Here is a 15509-nt window from a genome sequence, read left to right on the forward strand (position 1 = left end):
AGGGAGGACGTATGGAAGCTGCTTCGATCACCTTTGCCAATTCAACGGAAAATCAGGAGCTGTGCCGGCACATTCGCGATTTTCACAAAAAAAAGGGGCAGCCCCTCACCATCCGGTTCAGCGAGGGGCTTACCCACATTGTTTTGGAAGCGGCATGCTTGTATCTGCCTAATCAACAAGCCCTTGGCAAGGACGCCATCGTCAAAGGAAGTGTGAAAAAGTGCTTTTCCCACTACGAGATTCACCCCCGGAGCAAAGGCAAAACCATCAATTTGCACCTCGACTCCGAACTGGTAGCGGAACTGGAGCAGATTCGCGCACATGTGGCGAGTAAAACCCAACATGAAGTCATTCTGGAGATGTTTATCCGCGGGATGAGGGCGTACAGGGAAGAACAGGAGGAGCAAACGAACGACGCAGAGTGTTAGTCCCGCTGTTTCGGGGGCTCTTCTTCCCTTCGCCTTCTGCGCTCTTCCTTCCGCAGTTCCCGCTTTTCTGACGGATCCCACCAAAATGTAAAGAGATCAGCAAAAAATTCGAGCAGAAACCGGAGGCCCCGGACGATTCCCCTAACCAGTTTGCGGAAGAAACCATCCCCAAAGTCAAAATCGAAAAAATCCATATCTTCTCTCCTCCCGTACCAGAATCTTTCATTTCATGCGGTAAGCGTATATCAATCTTGAGATTTTATGTCGTTCTCCCATGCGATCAGTTCCACTTTGATTCGATCGGGATCCTCAAAATAAACGGCGTAATGATGATCTCCACCTGCGAAGGGATGTTTGTCTTGGTATAGGATTTTTACGTTCCTTTTTTGCAATTGCTCTGTCATTCTGTCGACGTCCTTTCTTGAAGACGCATAAAACGCTAAATGATTGAGACCTACTCTGCACCTGTGATAAGGCATATCCAGATATTTTTCTTCTGCTTGTACGAAAACCAAATAAGTATCATTGAGCTTCCAGCTGCGTCCTTTCTCCCATTCCTGATAAGGCGTGTAACCCAATTCTTGTAGAAACCAGCCCCAAAAAATCGCCGATCTCTCCAAATCAGAAACGTAAATCTCTATGTGATGGAGTAATCCTGATTTCGTGAAATCATCGCGCAATTTTTTCCACACCTTTCAATGCTTGATCTCCTTTTATTGATTTTTCGGATCAAATATCAAAGCTGCATACCTTGTGAGTATGCAGCCCCAAAAACTTATTGGTGCATATACCCCATTCCTGAGATATAAGACCAACCTTAAACGATATCTATGCCGAACATCGAAAAATTTACATCTTATTTTATCTAAACATACAAATCTTCAACAGTAAAGCTAATTCGCAGGTTTCGAGAGATGTTTATCATAATGAGTTTTGTAGTTGACTATAATAATATTATGTAATCTATTTCGTTGTATCGTATTTTTAAACGAATGTTTAATCTTCTTGTTATTTCCAGCCACAGAAAAATTCCCCTACACGGAGAGCACTGCAAAACGTCTCTGTTCATTATGAAAACCGCCCCCTATCCAAACCAAGAGAACACTTTTGCAGTGCTCTCTTACACGGTAAGGGGATTTATTGAAGTCCTGCATGTCAAAAGAAAAAAGGCACCGTTTTACGGCGCCTCAGTCTGTCGACAAACCCGTATGTATGTGTGAGGGACCGATTTCTCCAGCTACCCGCGAGCTGTGACGACCCGCTAGCGGAGCGGGGTGGGCGCGGGGATCCGCAGCGTCACCTCTGAAACAATATCGTAGCGATGCTACTTTGACGCTGCCCCCGCGAATCGTCGCGGAGCGGACAGTGACACATCCCTGCGGGGAGGAGGGCCGAGCGGAGCGGAGAAATCGATCCCGAATAGACACAATACCTTTTTCGACAGTCTCAGAGCACTTTTGCAGTGCTCACGTTATAGATGCCTTTTATCTGCCAAACGATTAGCCTTGTTTCGCTGCTTCAATTTCAATCGAAACCTTCACTTCATCCCCGACGAGAACACCGCCTGTTTCCAATGCAGCGTTCCAGGTTAATCCGTAGTCGCTTCGATTGATACTCCCCTGGCCGCTGAATCCGACTTTTTCATTTCCCCACGGATCTTTTCCCGCGCCCTCGAACGAAACCGAAAATGTTTCGGGCCGAGTAACGCCGCGAATGGTCAGATTACCGGTTACGTCGTACTCCCCATCGCCTGTCTTTGTGATCTTGGTAGACTGGAATGTCATTTTCGGGTGCTGCTCGACATCAAAAAAATCAGCAGAGCGCAGGTGTGCATCCCGATCTGCATTGCGGGTGTCAATGCTGCTCAAATCGACACTGAATTGAACGTCAGCTGTTGTCAGATCTGCCGGATCGGCTTCTATGTGCGCGTCGAAGGCATGGAAAGTGCCTTTTACCTTCGCAATCATCATGTGCCGAATTGAAAAATCAATACTGCTGTGTGTAGCGTCAACGGACCACTTCGATTTTGCCATCCCAATACCCTCCCGTAATAACTAACCTTTATTTATTTCCTTACTAATATGTAGTTGATTATCATTTTATTCTGACAGGATTTTCTTGTCAATCTTATTTTTACAAATTATCGGATAAGAAAACCCAGGCGACGTAAGCTGACGCTGGTGTCGGCTGGGGCCCCGAACACTTTTCTAGCGGCTGTATGGGATGTCCAAATTTATAAATTTTTATACACCAAAAAAAGACGTGCTGGGAATCTGACCGAATCCTGGTCTTGATTCCCATGCACGTCTTCCCTGTTATAGCTGTTCAAACGCCTCGCGCAGCACCCTTGCGATGAAGTCCAGGTCCTCGCTCGTGGTAGAAAACGGCGGAGACAGCGTAAGGATGTTGTTGAAGCCTGGCACTGTATCGCCGTTGCGGCCGATAATCAGTCCCCGCTTTTTGCATTCGACAATGACCTTGGTCAGTTTGTCCGGCGCAGCCGGTTCTTTTGTCACGCGGTCTTCCACCATTTCGATGCCGCACATGAAACCAAAGCTGCGGATATCACCCACATGGGGGTGCTCTTCGAGGAACGAGAGCTTCTCTCGCAGTTCGATGCCGAGTTGTTCGGCCTTGGCGATCAGCTGCTCCTCCTCCATGATCTCCAGATTTTTAAGGGCCAGCGCACAGGCGGCCGGGTTCCCCCCGAATGTGTTGACGTGACGGAAGTGCAGATTGACTCCTTGCTCATTAAACTTGTCTGCGATCTCCGCACGCACCGCGGTAGCGGACAATGGCAGGTAGGCGCTGGTAATGCCTTTTGCCATGGTGACGATGTCCGGCTTCACACCAAAATTCTGATGTCCGAACTTGCGGCCCGAGCGGCCAAATCCGCATATCACTTCGTCGACGATCAGGAGCACTCCGTACTTGTCACAGATTTCCCGCACTCTCGGCATGTACTCCGGTGGAGGCACGATCACGCCGCCGCCGGTGATCGTAGGCTCCATGATGACCGCCGCCACGGTATTGGCTCCCTCCCAGTTGATCACCTCGTCGTACACACTCGCGCACTCCAGATTGCAGCTGCCGTAGGACTTGCCGAATGGACAGCGGTAGCAGTACGGCGGAGAAACGTGAAGGAAACCCGGTGCCAGCGGCTCGTACTTCATTTTGCGGATGGACTGGCCGGTCGCAGAGAGCGCCCCCAGCGTATTGCCGTGATAAGCCCGATGGCGGGAAATGAATTTGTAGCGTCCGGGTTCGCCATTTTGATGATGGTACTGACGAGCGATCTTGAATGCCACCTCGTTGGCTTCCGAACCGCTGTTGGAGAAAAAGACGCGGTACTCGTCACCCAGCCATTCGCTCACTTTTTCCGCCAGCTCAATGGCCGGCACATGGCTCTGTGTCAGTGGAAAATAGGCCAGTGACTTCAATTGTTCGTACGCCGCTTCCGCCAGCTCCTGACGGCCATAGCCTACGTTGACGCACCACAATCCCGACATGCCGTCCAAATAGCGGTTGCCGTCGATGTCCGTTACCCAGGAGCCGCTCGCTTCTGTCACGATCATCGGATTGGGATTGTACGGCGAAATGTGGTGCCACATGTGGACGCGGTCTTTCGAAAGCAGTTCTTCCTTGTCATACGTTTTTGTTTGCTGTTCTTGACTCATGGGACTTTCCCCCTGTCTCTATTACTTGACAAACACTTTTTGTGAACCAATGCTCATGTCGCCGTCGTCAAACCAGCGAGAGGTAACGGTTTTCTTCTTGGTGAAGAACTCTACCCCGTCTTTCCCGTTTGCGTGCAAATCTCCGTAGAAGGATTGCTTCCAGCCGGTAAAGGAGAAAAAGCCCATCGGCGCCGGCACTCCGACGTTGACGCCAACCATGCCAGCCTCCACGCGCTGAACGAACTCCCGTCCCCATTTGCCGTTGCTGGTGTAAATGGTGGCTCCGTTACCGAAGCGGGATTTGCTGATGGTCCGAAGGCCCTCTTCGAAATTTTTCACCCGCATGACACTCAAGACAGGAGCGAAGATTTCGTCGCGGACGATGACCATTTCCGCATCGGCGTGATCGAAAATAGTCGGTCCGAGGAAGTAGCCTTGCGGGTTGGTCTTGGCGTCTTCGCGGCCATCTCGGGCCAGAGTGGCCCCTGCCTGTACACCGCGGTCGATGTAACTGTGGACTTTCTCCAAATGGGAGGCGCGAATGACCGGACCCAGGTCGACGCCGGACTCCAGGCCGTTGCCCATTTTCAATGCGTCAGATTCTTCGATCAGGTACTGAACCAGTTCGTCAGCGATTTCCTCGACGGCTACCACCGCGCTTGCTGCCATGCAACGCTCCCCTGCACAGCCAAACGCAGAACTGACGATGGTTTTGGCGGCACGCCGCAGGTCGGTGTCAGGCATGACCAGGTGGTGGTTTTTCGCTCCGGCCAGTGCCTGAACGCGCTTGCCGTTGGCGGCGGCGGTTTTGTATACGTACTCGGCTACCGGTTGCGAACCGACAAACGAAATGGCTTTTACGTCAGGATGCTCCAACAGGCCGTTAACAACGTCATGGGCACCGTTCACCACGTTGAACACCCCGTCCGGCAACCCTGCTTCCTTTAGGAGTTCTGCGATCCGGATGCAGGAGAGCGGCGTACGCTCGGAAGGTTTCAAAACAAACGTATTCCCAGCCGCAATGGCAATCGGGTACATCCACATCGGCACCATCACGGGGAAGTTGAACGGCGTAATGCCTGCCACTACTCCCAGAGGGAAGCGAAGCACCTGGCAGTCGATGCTTTTGGCGATGTTGGGCAGCGTCTCACCCATCATCAGGGTAGGCATGCCTGCGGCAAACTCCACCATCTCGATTCCGCGCAGCAGCTCTGCCTGAGCCTCCGGCAGGTTTTTGCCGTTTTCCATGGTGATCATCCGGGCCAGCTCATCCTGATGTTGGAACAACAGATGCTGAAAACGGAACATCACGCGCGCCCGCTCGACGACAGGCGTTTCGCTCCATGCCGGAAACGCCGCTTTCGCCGCCTGCACCGCTGCATCCACGTCATCCCTGGTAGACAGTGGAACCCGCGACATGATCTCACCTGTCGCCGGGTTGGGAATCTCGTCAAACCGTTCCGTCGAAGACTCCACCCACTCGCCGGCGATGTAGTTTTTCAAGGTATCTCCTGTCGTTGTCACTCCCATAACCTCAACTCCTTTACCGTCGTACTCATTTCACAATTCTATTTTATCTGAATATTTTACCTTCCATCACTAGACAACTTGTTACGACTTGTGGTTCATTTGTTATACATAGTGTCAAAAACTGGCCGGAAGGAGAGGTACCATGAGCGCGGAATGGAGAATGACCGTTGCCGACGTAATCAAACGCCCGCTGTTCCAGCATGCGGAGGTGGCTGCAGGAGGACAGGGACTTACCCGTCCGGTGCGCTGGGTTCACGTGCTGGAGACGGCAGACACAGGCAGGTTTCTCAACGGAGGGGAACTGATCCTTTCTACGGGGCTTGGCTTTGGCGAAGACAAGGAGAAGCGGCTGGCCTATCTTGCGGAGCTGATCCGACGAAAGGCAGTCGGACTGTGTATTGAATTGGGCGCGTACATTCCCCACATCCCGGCGGACATGCTGGAGTTGGCCGATCATCACGACTTTCCTCTGATCGTCTTCCATCAGCCGGTCCGATTCGTGGACATCACCCAGGATCTTCACGAGAGCATTGTCAACCGGCAAATGCAGGCTCTTCGCGAGCTGGAGCTGTACTCGCGCACTTTGCAGCAGCTCAGTTTGCAGGCTCAGGGGATTCCCAGGCTGCTTGGGCACTTTCAGTCTGCGGTGCACACGCAGGTGTTTTTTTACCCGCTGGAAGGGACTCCTCTCTACGTACCGGCACCGCCTCAATTCGTCCAGCTGGAACTGTCTGAACTGCTGCGAAGCCACCTGTCAACCGTCCCGACGAAAGAGGCAACGGGGGGATCTCTTCCTCTTTCCGATAAAAGACGGATCATCTATCAGCCGGTCGTGGCTTTGGGGTATCTGTTCGCCTATGTGGGCCTGTTTACCTACGAAAGGGAACCAGACGAGTACCTGCTGCTGATGCTGGACTCTACCGTCAGTGCGCTGGCTCAAGTCCTGATGCGAAAAATATTCGCCGAAGAGCAGGCGCTGGCGAGCGAAAACCGTCTGTTGGATGACCTGATCGCCAACCGCACTCTTCCGGAAGAGCAAATCCGCGCCCTGTTGGGGATACACGGCAGAAGCAAGACACCGAGCTTCCATGTCCTGCTCATGGACGTGCAGCGAGAAGTACAAGCCGAAGCGGTTGAGCTTCCGCCCCATGAATTGACAGGAGTATTTCGCTCCTTGTTCGCTCGTCTCGGTTTTCGCTCGTTCATCCGCTGCCGCGGCAACCGCTTTTACTTTCTTGTCGTGGAAAACCAGTCATTTGACGATTCCCGCAGCTCCCTGGAAAAGGCGATTTTGGAGTGTAAACGAATCGTTCGCAAGGCGATGGGCGAACAGAGCCGCGCCCTGTTCGGCGTTAGCCGGTCCGGTGATCGGTTTGCCGAAGCGACCAAGCACATCGCGGAAGCGGAGCAGGCGCTCGCTGTTCAAGGTGATCACCCAAGCCCGTTTTTTGCTGATCTGGGTGTTTTCCGGCTGCTTTTTCACATCCCCCGGGACCCGGCACTAAGAAGCTTCGTCGACGATTATCTGGGCCCGCTGATCAAATACGATCAGGAACAAGGGACCCAACTGCTGAACACACTGCGGATCTATCTGGACCATAACCTGTCCAAACAGGAAACCGCGGATGTTCTGTACATTCATCGGCAAACCCTCTACCATCGGCTGGAGAAGATCGAGGAGTGCCTGGGCGATACATGGACGAAACCCGATTCGCGCCTCTGTCTGGAGATCGCTCTGCGCGCCTACGAATGGTTGAAGCAGCTGCCGTATTAGAGAGCCGTTCCTAATGATCCCTTTCTTTGGGATCGAAGATACGCTTCCGTGATCAGCAGGTTTCCTGCGATCGAGATGGAAACCGCCAGCGGAAAGGACACTTCATTCCCGATATTCCAAGTAATCGAAATAAGCGCAACCACCACCCTGAAAGAGACAAATACCCACGTAACCGCATAGCTCCGAAGAATCCATTCCCGATGCGCCGGGATGTTCCGACGTCTGATATGCCAAACACCCAGCCCTGTGGTGACCAGCCAACAGACATCAAGCACGAGGAAAGCTATGCCGGAACCGATGCCTTCCATGTGTCAAACGGAAAATCTGACGCTCTCAATTTTGCTCTCACCATTGGCGCCTCTTGTGGATTCGTGAAAAGATATTGAATCACAACATAGACCGTAAAGAGAAAAACAAACAGATACAAAAAGGAAAAGATGATCCACTTCTGCTTCTTTGTCTTCAAAAAAATCACACCCCGTTTTTTGGTCTCATTATTTTCCCGGGTAGCTCAGGTTGAGTGTAAACGCAGCGGATTCCCCTTCGTCTATTTGCACCCGCACCTTATAGATCCCCGACTTTTCCAATTGAGTTTCCAGCGTCTCCGGATTGTTGGTTGATCCGGTGGAAGCCAGCTGGTTGTTTTTCCTGTCGTAGAGATAGAGGTTTACATCAGCATCGCTGTCCCAGGTCGCCGCAAGCTTTGCCATTCCCGGTTTTTTCACGGCGATGAGGTAGTCGATGTGTTTTCTCTTCCCTTTCGCCGTGCTGACTGTTCCCTTTTTCGTTACTTCCTTGATATCGGCCGGCACCAGCTTGCCGGTAGTGGTCAAGGCATACGGTTGCGGCCCCTTCGGTACGTTATATCCCTCAACCGTCACGGTGTAGGTTCCGGTTTCCGGTTCCGCAATCCACACTTGCTCCACGTTATTCAGGTTGTCCACTTCGTCGTGAAACGGTTCTTCAAAGAAATCATTGCCGTTCAGCGTCTTGCCTCTCGGTGTCTTCACCTTCAGGTTCAGGTTGTTCACCAGCTTCCGCGACGCGATGGGTGAACCCGGATAATCCGTCCAGGCAAGGGTAATCATCAGCGGCTTGTTTTTATCGGTCACTTTGACGCGGTACGTCGCCTTTCCTCTGGTTTTCAAGCCAGTCTTTTCGTCAATCGTGTCGGTTTCCATCGCACGCTGCAAATTGGCCCGGCCAAATCCTTGGGCAAAAAAGTCCTCACCCGGCAAAATGTCGGCACCGGAGAGCAGCATCGACTTGATCAACGCTCCGCTCGGATTCGAGTGTCCCTTTTCGTTCAGGTATTGGCGGATTTGCGCGACACCGCCCGCCAGAACGGGAGTCGCCATGCTTGTCCCGCCCATAAAAGCGTAGTACTGGTCGAATGGACTCCAAAAGTGGTCGTCGGGAGCAAGAGAAGATCGTGTAGACAGGATAAACGTTCCAGGCGCCACCAAATCCGGCTTGAAACGTCCGTCTTCGGTCGGACCTCTGCTGCTGAAGTCTGCCACCTGCGCAGGGTCATCTGCGAAATCGTCTTTCAGATCTGCACGGTCGTTTTCGGAAGCGCCTACCGCGATTACGTTTTTCGCTGTGGCCGGACTGCCGACCGTTCCGAAGCCTTCGTCTCCCACGTTGCCGGCCGCTACCAGCGCGGTCAGGTCAGGATGCTCCCAAAGGAAGGAGTCGAACAGAAGTGAATCCAGGTTGTATTCGCCGTAATCGTCTACGCCCCAGGAGTCGGATCTGATGCGGGCGCCGTCCTGGTACGCCTGTTCCAGCACCTGCTGGGTATCGATCATCATGCTTCCTCTTTCGTCGATACCAATGGCGTGGAACACCAGTTTGGCATCGGGCGCCATGCCCTTGTACCTGCCTTCGGACGCTTTGCCTGTCCCCAACACGGAGCCGACGACATGGGTACCGTGACCGGTCAGATCGTTGGTTTCATGCTCGCGGGCGTGGGCGTATAGTTCTTCTACTTGCCCCTCCAAATCGGGATGAATGTGATCGAGATCACCTGTGTCCAACCCGCTGTCGGCGATTGCCACCAGCTGGCCTTTTCCCGTGTAGCCGGTGCTCGCCAGCGCATCGGACTGAATAATCGAGGCGGCGACGTCGTTTCTCTGTCTGTTCTCAGGTACAGGCAGCACCGCAATGATGTCGTCGGATTCCAGAAGCGAATCCAGATTGCGCCCGCTCACTGTCAGCTCAGCGATGCGGCGGGCATCCTTTTTGATCCGCACGGAGCTGACGCCGTGCATTTTCCCCAGGGAACGCCGCAAATCCACCTGTTTGTCAAAGCCGACGACAGCTACCTTCACACTTGAACTTTTCGTCAGAGCCGGGCGAAGCTTCGGCGACAGCTTGAACAGGGGATGAAACGGCATCACACGCTTCACAAACGGCAACCGTTTCAGCGCGTTGCGTTCTGTTTCGTTCTCCACTTTTGCAACGAAGGCGAAGTCCGGGAGATAGTCTCCCAGTTTCACTCCCAGTTTCTCAACTCTTTTCTGCCACTCTTCCTCCAACGGCCCGTCAAATTGGACGATGACCAATTTGGAAGAAACTTGAAATTGCGAATCGTTGCGTTCATAAGAGGAAGAAGAAAGAGTAAACCCTTCTTTTGCTTGAATTTGTACGTGTTTCCCTGGGCGCTCGGCGGATTTTTTGGCCATCGCCGGAAAACCGCCGACCAACAGTGAGAGTACGATTGTACCCGATAGTGCTGCATGCCATTTCAGTCGCAAAAAGGAAACACCCTCTCCATTGGAATCTGTAACGCTTCCATTATAAGTCAGTTGGAAATATTTTAAAAACAAAAAAACCTCCTACCTGACCGGTAGGAAGCGATTTGAAACAGACAGCCAACCTATTACACACCTTCCAACTCTTCTCTGTTCCGTCGGAAGGAAAGCCACTGCGAAAGCCCGCGCGCCCCGTAAACTGCGTTTGCCGCCGTACATGCGACCACATGACGGCTTGTTCGGAGAGGATTGGCAAAGGCGGCACGGGTTGTGAAGCGGCGAAGCTGTTCTAGCGGTACCTCCCGCTTCTGCAAAGCGTCTTCAAACTCCCTCTGGGCAGCCTGTTTTGCTTTAAAAAGCATCATTTGTACGCGGCTGTATACATTTATAGCCCCGTCCCCTGTGGTTTCAATCGGCAGAAAGATGGCGTCCGGGTATTTCTCCGTAATCAGGGATTGAACGCCGTCTGAAACGCCGGAAGACGGCATACACCCGAATGGTTTCACGGAAATGGTCATGTTTACTTTCCGCTTGACTACGTTTAAAATCAGTTTTCCTACTTCCATGTGGCCTTCACCGCCGCGCAGGTGGTTGTTATAATGCTTGTGGGCCACCTCGGCAACCTCGTCCATGTCCGCCAAGTGATAGCCGCGGAGGCCGATTGCATGCGCATACATTTGGAACATGGCGCGGAGTGCGAGATCGGCAAGGGCCAGCATTCTCAGACGCATGACGGGATTTTTCCCTTCCAGCCCGTAACGTCCTCGATCCTCTCCCCGCAGCTTCATTCGCTTCAAGGTGTCGTAACGCCCTTCCCATATGAGGTACAGGATCCAGGCGGTCACGGATTGGACTTCCACTTCAGCGCCTTCCTGTTCCAGAAAGCGCTGCAGTTGATAGTTGCCGTCCCCCTCGGTGGTCATCGCCCAGAACTCGCCGATGATGCTTACCTTCGGCTTCACGCGTGTCCGGTCCACCTTGATGGATTGAAGTTCTTTGCGGCACTTGAGCAACGCGGGGATGAGCCACTTGCCTCCGTGCAGCGCATGGTACAACTCCTGCTTGCAGTTGGCCAGAACGGCGTCCGTCGAACCCGGCACCACTTCATAGGGACGAATCCGGTATCCGATTGCATTCAGGATATCTCCCAACAATACGGCCTTCAGAAAGCTCAAAAAGAACGAGGTGTCCAGCTTCAGCGCCGATTCGTCGCCCGTCACCTGTTTCAACCCGCTTTGCTGTTGAAACAAAAGCACGCGAAATCCGTCAAAACCTGCATCGCGCAAAGCTTTCCTGTACTCGGTGACATACGTGCCAAAGCGGCAGGGTCCACAGGAACCGCTTGTGATAAACAGGTATTTGCTGACAATTTCTTCTTTGGACTTGCCTTCCACGTCCCGCAGATGATGCAGGTATTTGACCAGATTTCCCACCGTAAAGTACGTCGGATTGCATTGGCCACGATTTCCAAACTCTTTGCCGAAACGGAGCGACTCTGTGTCGGGGCAATCCATGTGCTTTACGGTATAGCCTAATCCGGCAAGCGCACCCTCCACCAGATAATCGTGCGCCATGGTAAGTCCGCCGAACAGGATGGTGGTGGACGCCTTATCCTTTGCCAGGAATTGACGAGGAACGGGGTCAAACCACTGGACCCTTTTTTCCTGTCCGAGTCCCAATTCTCGTTCCGCTTCTGCCTGAAAGCGAAGCAATTCTGTTTCAAAGGCTGGCTCGTTCGTTCCATTCACTTTCGTTTCCTCTTTGATGCTTGACATGTGTGAATCACGCTCCTTTTAACAGGGTTTTTAGTTTCCGGTTTGAGAAAAGCCAGTCTCTTGTTCCTGGGATTGGCGATGGAGCAATTCCAGGCGTTTTTGCTCAATCCGCTTCTGCAGTTCCGCCTTTTTCATGGCGAGATCCTGCAGGCGTTCTTCATGCAGTCCCAGGCTGTGCGCATACGTCTTCACGCGGATCTTGATAGAACCGCTCGGCTTGTTGGCATCGATGTCGTGCAAGGCGGAGTAGGGTGTGCCAGCCGTTGAAATAATGGAATCGATCAGCCCGTAGGTGGGTGCGTCGTGGCCGCATTTGAAGCTGGACAAATCCAGTACGGCCACATTGGGATGCCGGGCGGCGAATTTCGCGGCCCATACCTTTTGCACGCTGTTGGAACTGAAATTTTCCGGCCATACGTCCGTCACTTCCAGCGCGACCTTGACGCGTCCGCTGTCGAGATCGTTGCGGAAATACCGATGGAGCCACTTCTCGTCTTTCGGGATGGAGCGCATCGAGAGAATCGGATAACCGAGAACCTGAAACTCTTCCAGGACACCGTGATTGAGGCCGGGATCGGAATGGTAGGGGCGCCCGATCATGAGAATGGCGAGTCGGTTTTCCTCTTCCACCTGTTCCAGGATCACTTTTCCCCGCTCCTGCATCTCCGCATCAAAGAGATCCATAGCCCTCCACGCTTGCTCTACCGCGAAGTCGCTTTCGTCCTCGGTGATGTGCAGGCAATCCTGAAACGCCTCGAACAACTGCTTTTTCATCAGGTGCAGTTCCGTGAAACTGACTGCAGGGTCGAGATAGGTGACCCCTTTCGTTTCAAAAAAGTTTACTTCTTTCGTAAAAGCCGCTTTGATGACATTAGGAGCCCCTGCCACGATCGGACAGCTGGCGGAGTCCATGACGTTTTGCAAATGCGTCGGAATGTGGGTGATGCAAGGGAAAAAGATGTAATCAAGCGGCTTTCGCTCATGGTGCTTGAACAACAAATTGTGGATGTGCGCCTGCGCCACCTTGGACGGATAGCATGGGTCGATCGAGCCGTACTTGCCGCCTTCCTGCCACATTTCTTCACTGGTAAAGTCGCTGAACACCATGTTGTTCTTGTCGATCCCCAGCGTTTCAAAATACGTTCGCCAAAATGGGGCTGTGGACCAGATATTCAGCACCCGCGGGATGCCGATGCGGATCTTGCTCCGCCTCTCGCCCGCTTCCGCCGAGGAACGTTGAAAATTCCGCCGGTACGCCGATTTTTTCAGCTTGCCCAAACCGAGCAAAGCGCGTTTGACCTGGACGTCTTCCACCGTCGTATCCGGTTCGGGGAGCGGCTCTGGATCGTAAAAGTGCTGGTACATGCGCACCGCTTCATACTCCACCAGGTTGGGATAGTGTTTTTTCAGCTCCTGGCGCTTTTTGGTCAGCTGAATGACCGCTTCCTTGTCTTCGACGGTTCCCTTCTCGCAGCTAAACCCGGAAATATAGCGAGCCGTTTGGCCGTCCGGTGTTTGCGAATCGATAAACGTACGGCTGCAGTGGTTGGGACAGAAATTGCAGCGCGTCGATTCGTCGTTGCGCGACATGTAACGCAGGTTGATGGCCGCATCCAGCCCCAAAAACGTTGAATAGCCGCGGCGATTCACCACTCGCAGCGTTTCCATGGCGGCGCCGATCGCGCCCGCTTCTCCCGGATGCGGATGTACATACACCTCCGCGTCGGGAACGCGCTGCTTGATGTAATCCACCTGTGCCTTGACTGCAGCCAGGTTGTATTGGGTTCCTCCCTGCAGGACGAACTTCCGACCCAGTTCGGACATACGCGGAATTTGCACGACGTACTGCCAAACGTTTTTCGGCAGCACGAGCGCAAGACCGGCCAGCAGTTCCTCTTTGGAGTAGCCTTCCTTTTGAAAATTGACGCGGTCGGCATCAAGAAACACCGCACAGCCATAAGAAAACGAGGGAGAAAGGTCTGCGTTGAAAGCCGTCTCCGCATATTGTTGAATTGGTATGCCAAACTGATCCGCCATCGCTTGCAGCAGCATGCCGTTTCCGGCCGAACACTGATTGGAGAGCCTGAAGTTGCGGATGTCGCCGTTTTTCATGAAGAGCACCTTGATGTCCTGGCCGCCGATGTCGCAGATCACGTCGATGTCCCCGAATTGGTTTACGGCACTCATCATGTGGGCGACGGTTTCCACGATGTTCACGTCCGCTTTCAAGGTCTTTTCCAGGACGTCTGCCGCATAGCCGGTTGCGCCGAAGCCGATGATTTGAAGCTCCGCTCCCTGTTCCGTGACTCGATCCCGCAGCCGCTTCAGCATTTCTTTTGTATCCTCGAGGGGATTCCCTTTGGACAGTTGATACTCCTTGAGCAAAATGGTGCCATCTTCCCCGACGAGCACCGCTTTGGACGACGTCGAACCGCCGTCGAGGCCGACGACCGCCCGCACGATTTCCCCCTCTGTGAAAGAAGCAGGCGTGAACAGAGGGATGCTGTATTGCCTGCGGAATTCATCGAGCTCAACAGACGTGCGGATCAGAGGAGGACCCGCATTTTCGCCCAGTTTTGCTTTTCGACCGTGCGCAATGAATTCTTTCAATCCTTCCAACCCTGTGTATCTGCCCACCTGCTCCGGCTCGTGTATGCCGTACATGACGGCGCCGTACGCAGCGTAGTATTGGGAATTGTCCGGAACAAAGATCAGCTCTTCGACAGGGACGTGGCGCGGATAGGGATAGCCGCGATCTTCCCAGGTTTGCGGAATTCGTTTTCGCCAGCATTCTTGTAAAAAAGGCAAGTATGTATTGGGACCGCCCAATAGCAGGACACGATGGCGCAGCGTATTCCCGCGGGTGAGAACGGAAAGATTTTGCATCACGATCGCGTCTGCGAGGGAGCACATGATTTCAGCAGCCGGTATCCCGCTTTTGACCAGGTTCACAATATCGGTTTCTGCGAAGACGCCGCATTTGGCCGCGACATGGTGCAGTTTGGAATCGTCGAAGTGAAGCTTGCCCACCTCTTCCATCGGCATGCCTACCTTAATCATGCACTTGTCGATCGTGGCCCCGGTACCCGATGCGCACTTGTCATTCATCGAAGTCAGGGCTTGTTTATTTCCTGTTTCCTCGTTCTCCTTAAAAATGATAATTTTCGCGTCCTGCCCTCCTAGTTCAATGACGCTGCCCACATCGGGGTGCAGCTGTTCGACTGCCATGGTGACCGCATTCACTTCCTGGACAAACTTCGCTCCGACATGATCGACTATGGGACCACTGCCGGACCCGGTCATAAATACGCGGATGTTCTCTTGCGGGACATGGGAAAACTCGTTTCCGATACGAATTAAAAATTCCAGGACATATTCCGCTTGTTTCGTATGGTGCCTCTGGTAATCCGCCCAAAGAATTTCCTTGGTTTTCGGGTTCACCACGGTTGCTTTCACGGTTGTGGAGCCGACGTCGATCCCCAGGATCAGCGACTCTAGCATTTGGTCTGTGCTTCCCATCCAATCATCCCTTCCATGACATAGTTCGCTACCATTATGGCGATAAACAA

11 protein-coding genes are annotated in these 15509 nt (G+C 53.0%); 2 read left to right on the forward strand and 9 right to left on the reverse strand.

The window, feature by feature from the left end:
• The first annotated feature begins 11 nt into the window (after positions 1 to 11).
• A complete protein-coding gene (locus ACE99V_RS09050; RefSeq protein WP_400490751.1) occupies positions 12 to 428 on the forward strand; it encodes a hypothetical protein in 417 nt (138 codons plus the stop codon).
• Here the strand turns inward: ACE99V_RS09050 and ACE99V_RS09055 are convergent.
• From ACE99V_RS09055 to ACE99V_RS09075, 5 genes are all read right to left on the reverse strand, one after another.
• Positions 425 to 622, reverse strand: coding sequence for a hypothetical protein (locus ACE99V_RS09055; protein WP_400490752.1), 198 nt, complete (start codon positions 620 to 622; stop codon positions 425 to 427). The two genes, ACE99V_RS09050 and ACE99V_RS09055, sit on opposite strands and share 4 nt — an antisense overlap.
• A 51-nt stretch (positions 623 to 673) precedes the next feature.
• Complete coding sequence (locus ACE99V_RS09060; RefSeq protein ID WP_400490753.1) at positions 674 to 1120, reverse strand: VOC family protein; 447 nt, start codon at positions 1118 to 1120, stop codon at positions 674 to 676.
• Between the two features lie 807 nt (positions 1121 to 1927).
• Positions 1928 to 2461 (reverse strand): YceI family protein, encoded by a 534-nt coding sequence (locus ACE99V_RS09065; protein ID WP_400490754.1) that lies wholly within the window; start codon positions 2459 to 2461, stop codon positions 1928 to 1930.
• A 282-nt stretch (positions 2462 to 2743) separates the two neighbouring features.
• A complete protein-coding gene (locus ACE99V_RS09070; protein ID WP_400490755.1) occupies positions 2744 to 4105 on the reverse strand; it encodes an aspartate aminotransferase family protein in 1362 nt (453 codons plus the stop codon).
• Between the two features lie 21 nt (positions 4106 to 4126).
• On the reverse strand, positions 4127 to 5635 hold the full coding sequence (locus tag ACE99V_RS09075; protein WP_400490756.1) for a CoA-acylating methylmalonate-semialdehyde dehydrogenase: 1509 nt from the start codon (positions 5633 to 5635) through the stop codon (positions 4127 to 4129).
• A 142-nt stretch (positions 5636 to 5777) separates the two neighbouring features.
• On the opposite strand from ACE99V_RS09075, the gene ACE99V_RS09080 reads away from it, so the two are divergent.
• Positions 5778 to 7409 (forward strand): PucR family transcriptional regulator, encoded by a 1632-nt coding sequence (locus ACE99V_RS09080; protein ID WP_400490757.1) that lies wholly within the window; start codon positions 5778 to 5780, stop codon positions 7407 to 7409.
• On the opposite strand, the gene ACE99V_RS09085 is transcribed toward ACE99V_RS09080, so the two are convergent.
• The 4 genes from ACE99V_RS09085 to ACE99V_RS09100 form a co-directional block, all read right to left on the reverse strand.
• Positions 7406 to 7717 carry a DUF2306 domain-containing protein gene (locus tag ACE99V_RS09085; RefSeq protein WP_400490758.1) on the reverse strand — a complete coding sequence of 104 codons (312 nt, stop codon included), beginning with the start codon at positions 7715 to 7717 and terminating at the stop codon, positions 7406 to 7408. The two genes, ACE99V_RS09080 and ACE99V_RS09085, sit on opposite strands and share 4 nt — an antisense overlap.
• Positions 7718 to 7903: 186 nt before the next feature.
• Complete coding sequence (locus ACE99V_RS09090; RefSeq protein ID WP_400490759.1) at positions 7904 to 10168, reverse strand: S8 family serine peptidase; 2265 nt, start codon at positions 10166 to 10168, stop codon at positions 7904 to 7906.
• Positions 10169 to 10293: 125 nt separating this feature from the next.
• Positions 10294 to 11940: a 2-hydroxyglutaryl-CoA dehydratase gene (locus ACE99V_RS09095; RefSeq protein WP_400490760.1), complete on the reverse strand. Its 1647-nt coding sequence runs from the start codon at positions 11938 to 11940 to the stop codon at positions 10294 to 10296.
• A 30-nt stretch (positions 11941 to 11970) separates the two neighbouring features.
• The gene (locus ACE99V_RS09100) at positions 11971 to 15459 is read right to left on the reverse strand and encodes a BadF/BadG/BcrA/BcrD ATPase family protein (protein ID WP_400490761.1); all 3489 of its coding nucleotides are present in this window, start codon (positions 15457 to 15459) and stop codon (positions 11971 to 11973) included.
• Positions 15460 to 15509: the final 50 nt, after the last annotated feature.

The organism is Brevibacillus soli (assembly GCF_044759095.2).
In the GTDB taxonomy this organism is placed as follows: Bacteria; Bacillota; Bacilli; order Brevibacillales; family Brevibacillaceae; genus JBIYSM02.

Bases quoted from the DNA above. Each gene is read 5' to 3' on its own strand.
- ACE99V_RS09050 (WP_400490751.1), top strand. From the start codon at position 12: ATGGAAGCTGCTTCGATCACCTTTGCCAATTCAACGGAAAATCAGGAG.
- ACE99V_RS09055 (WP_400490752.1), bottom strand. From the start codon at position 622: ATGGATTTTTTCGATTTTGACTTTGGGGATGGTTTCTTCCGCAAACTG.
- ACE99V_RS09065 (WP_400490754.1), bottom strand. From the start codon at position 2,461: ATGGCAAAATCGAAGTGGTCCGTTGACGCTACACACAGCAGTATTGAT.
- ACE99V_RS09070 (WP_400490755.1), bottom strand. From the start codon at position 4,105: ATGAGTCAAGAACAGCAAACAAAAACGTATGACAAGGAAGAACTGCTT.
- ACE99V_RS09075 (WP_400490756.1), bottom strand. From the start codon at position 5,635: ATGGGAGTGACAACGACAGGAGATACCTTGAAAAACTACATCGCCGGC.
- ACE99V_RS09080 (WP_400490757.1), top strand. From the start codon at position 5,778: ATGAGCGCGGAATGGAGAATGACCGTTGCCGACGTAATCAAACGCCCG.
- ACE99V_RS09085 (WP_400490758.1), bottom strand. From the start codon at position 7,717: ATGGAAGGCATCGGTTCCGGCATAGCTTTCCTCGTGCTTGATGTCTGT.
- ACE99V_RS09095 (WP_400490760.1), bottom strand. From the start codon at position 11,940: ATGTCAAGCATCAAAGAGGAAACGAAAGTGAATGGAACGAACGAGCCA.
- ACE99V_RS09100 (WP_400490761.1), bottom strand. From the start codon at position 15,459: ATGGGAAGCACAGACCAAATGCTAGAGTCGCTGATCCTGGGGATCGAC.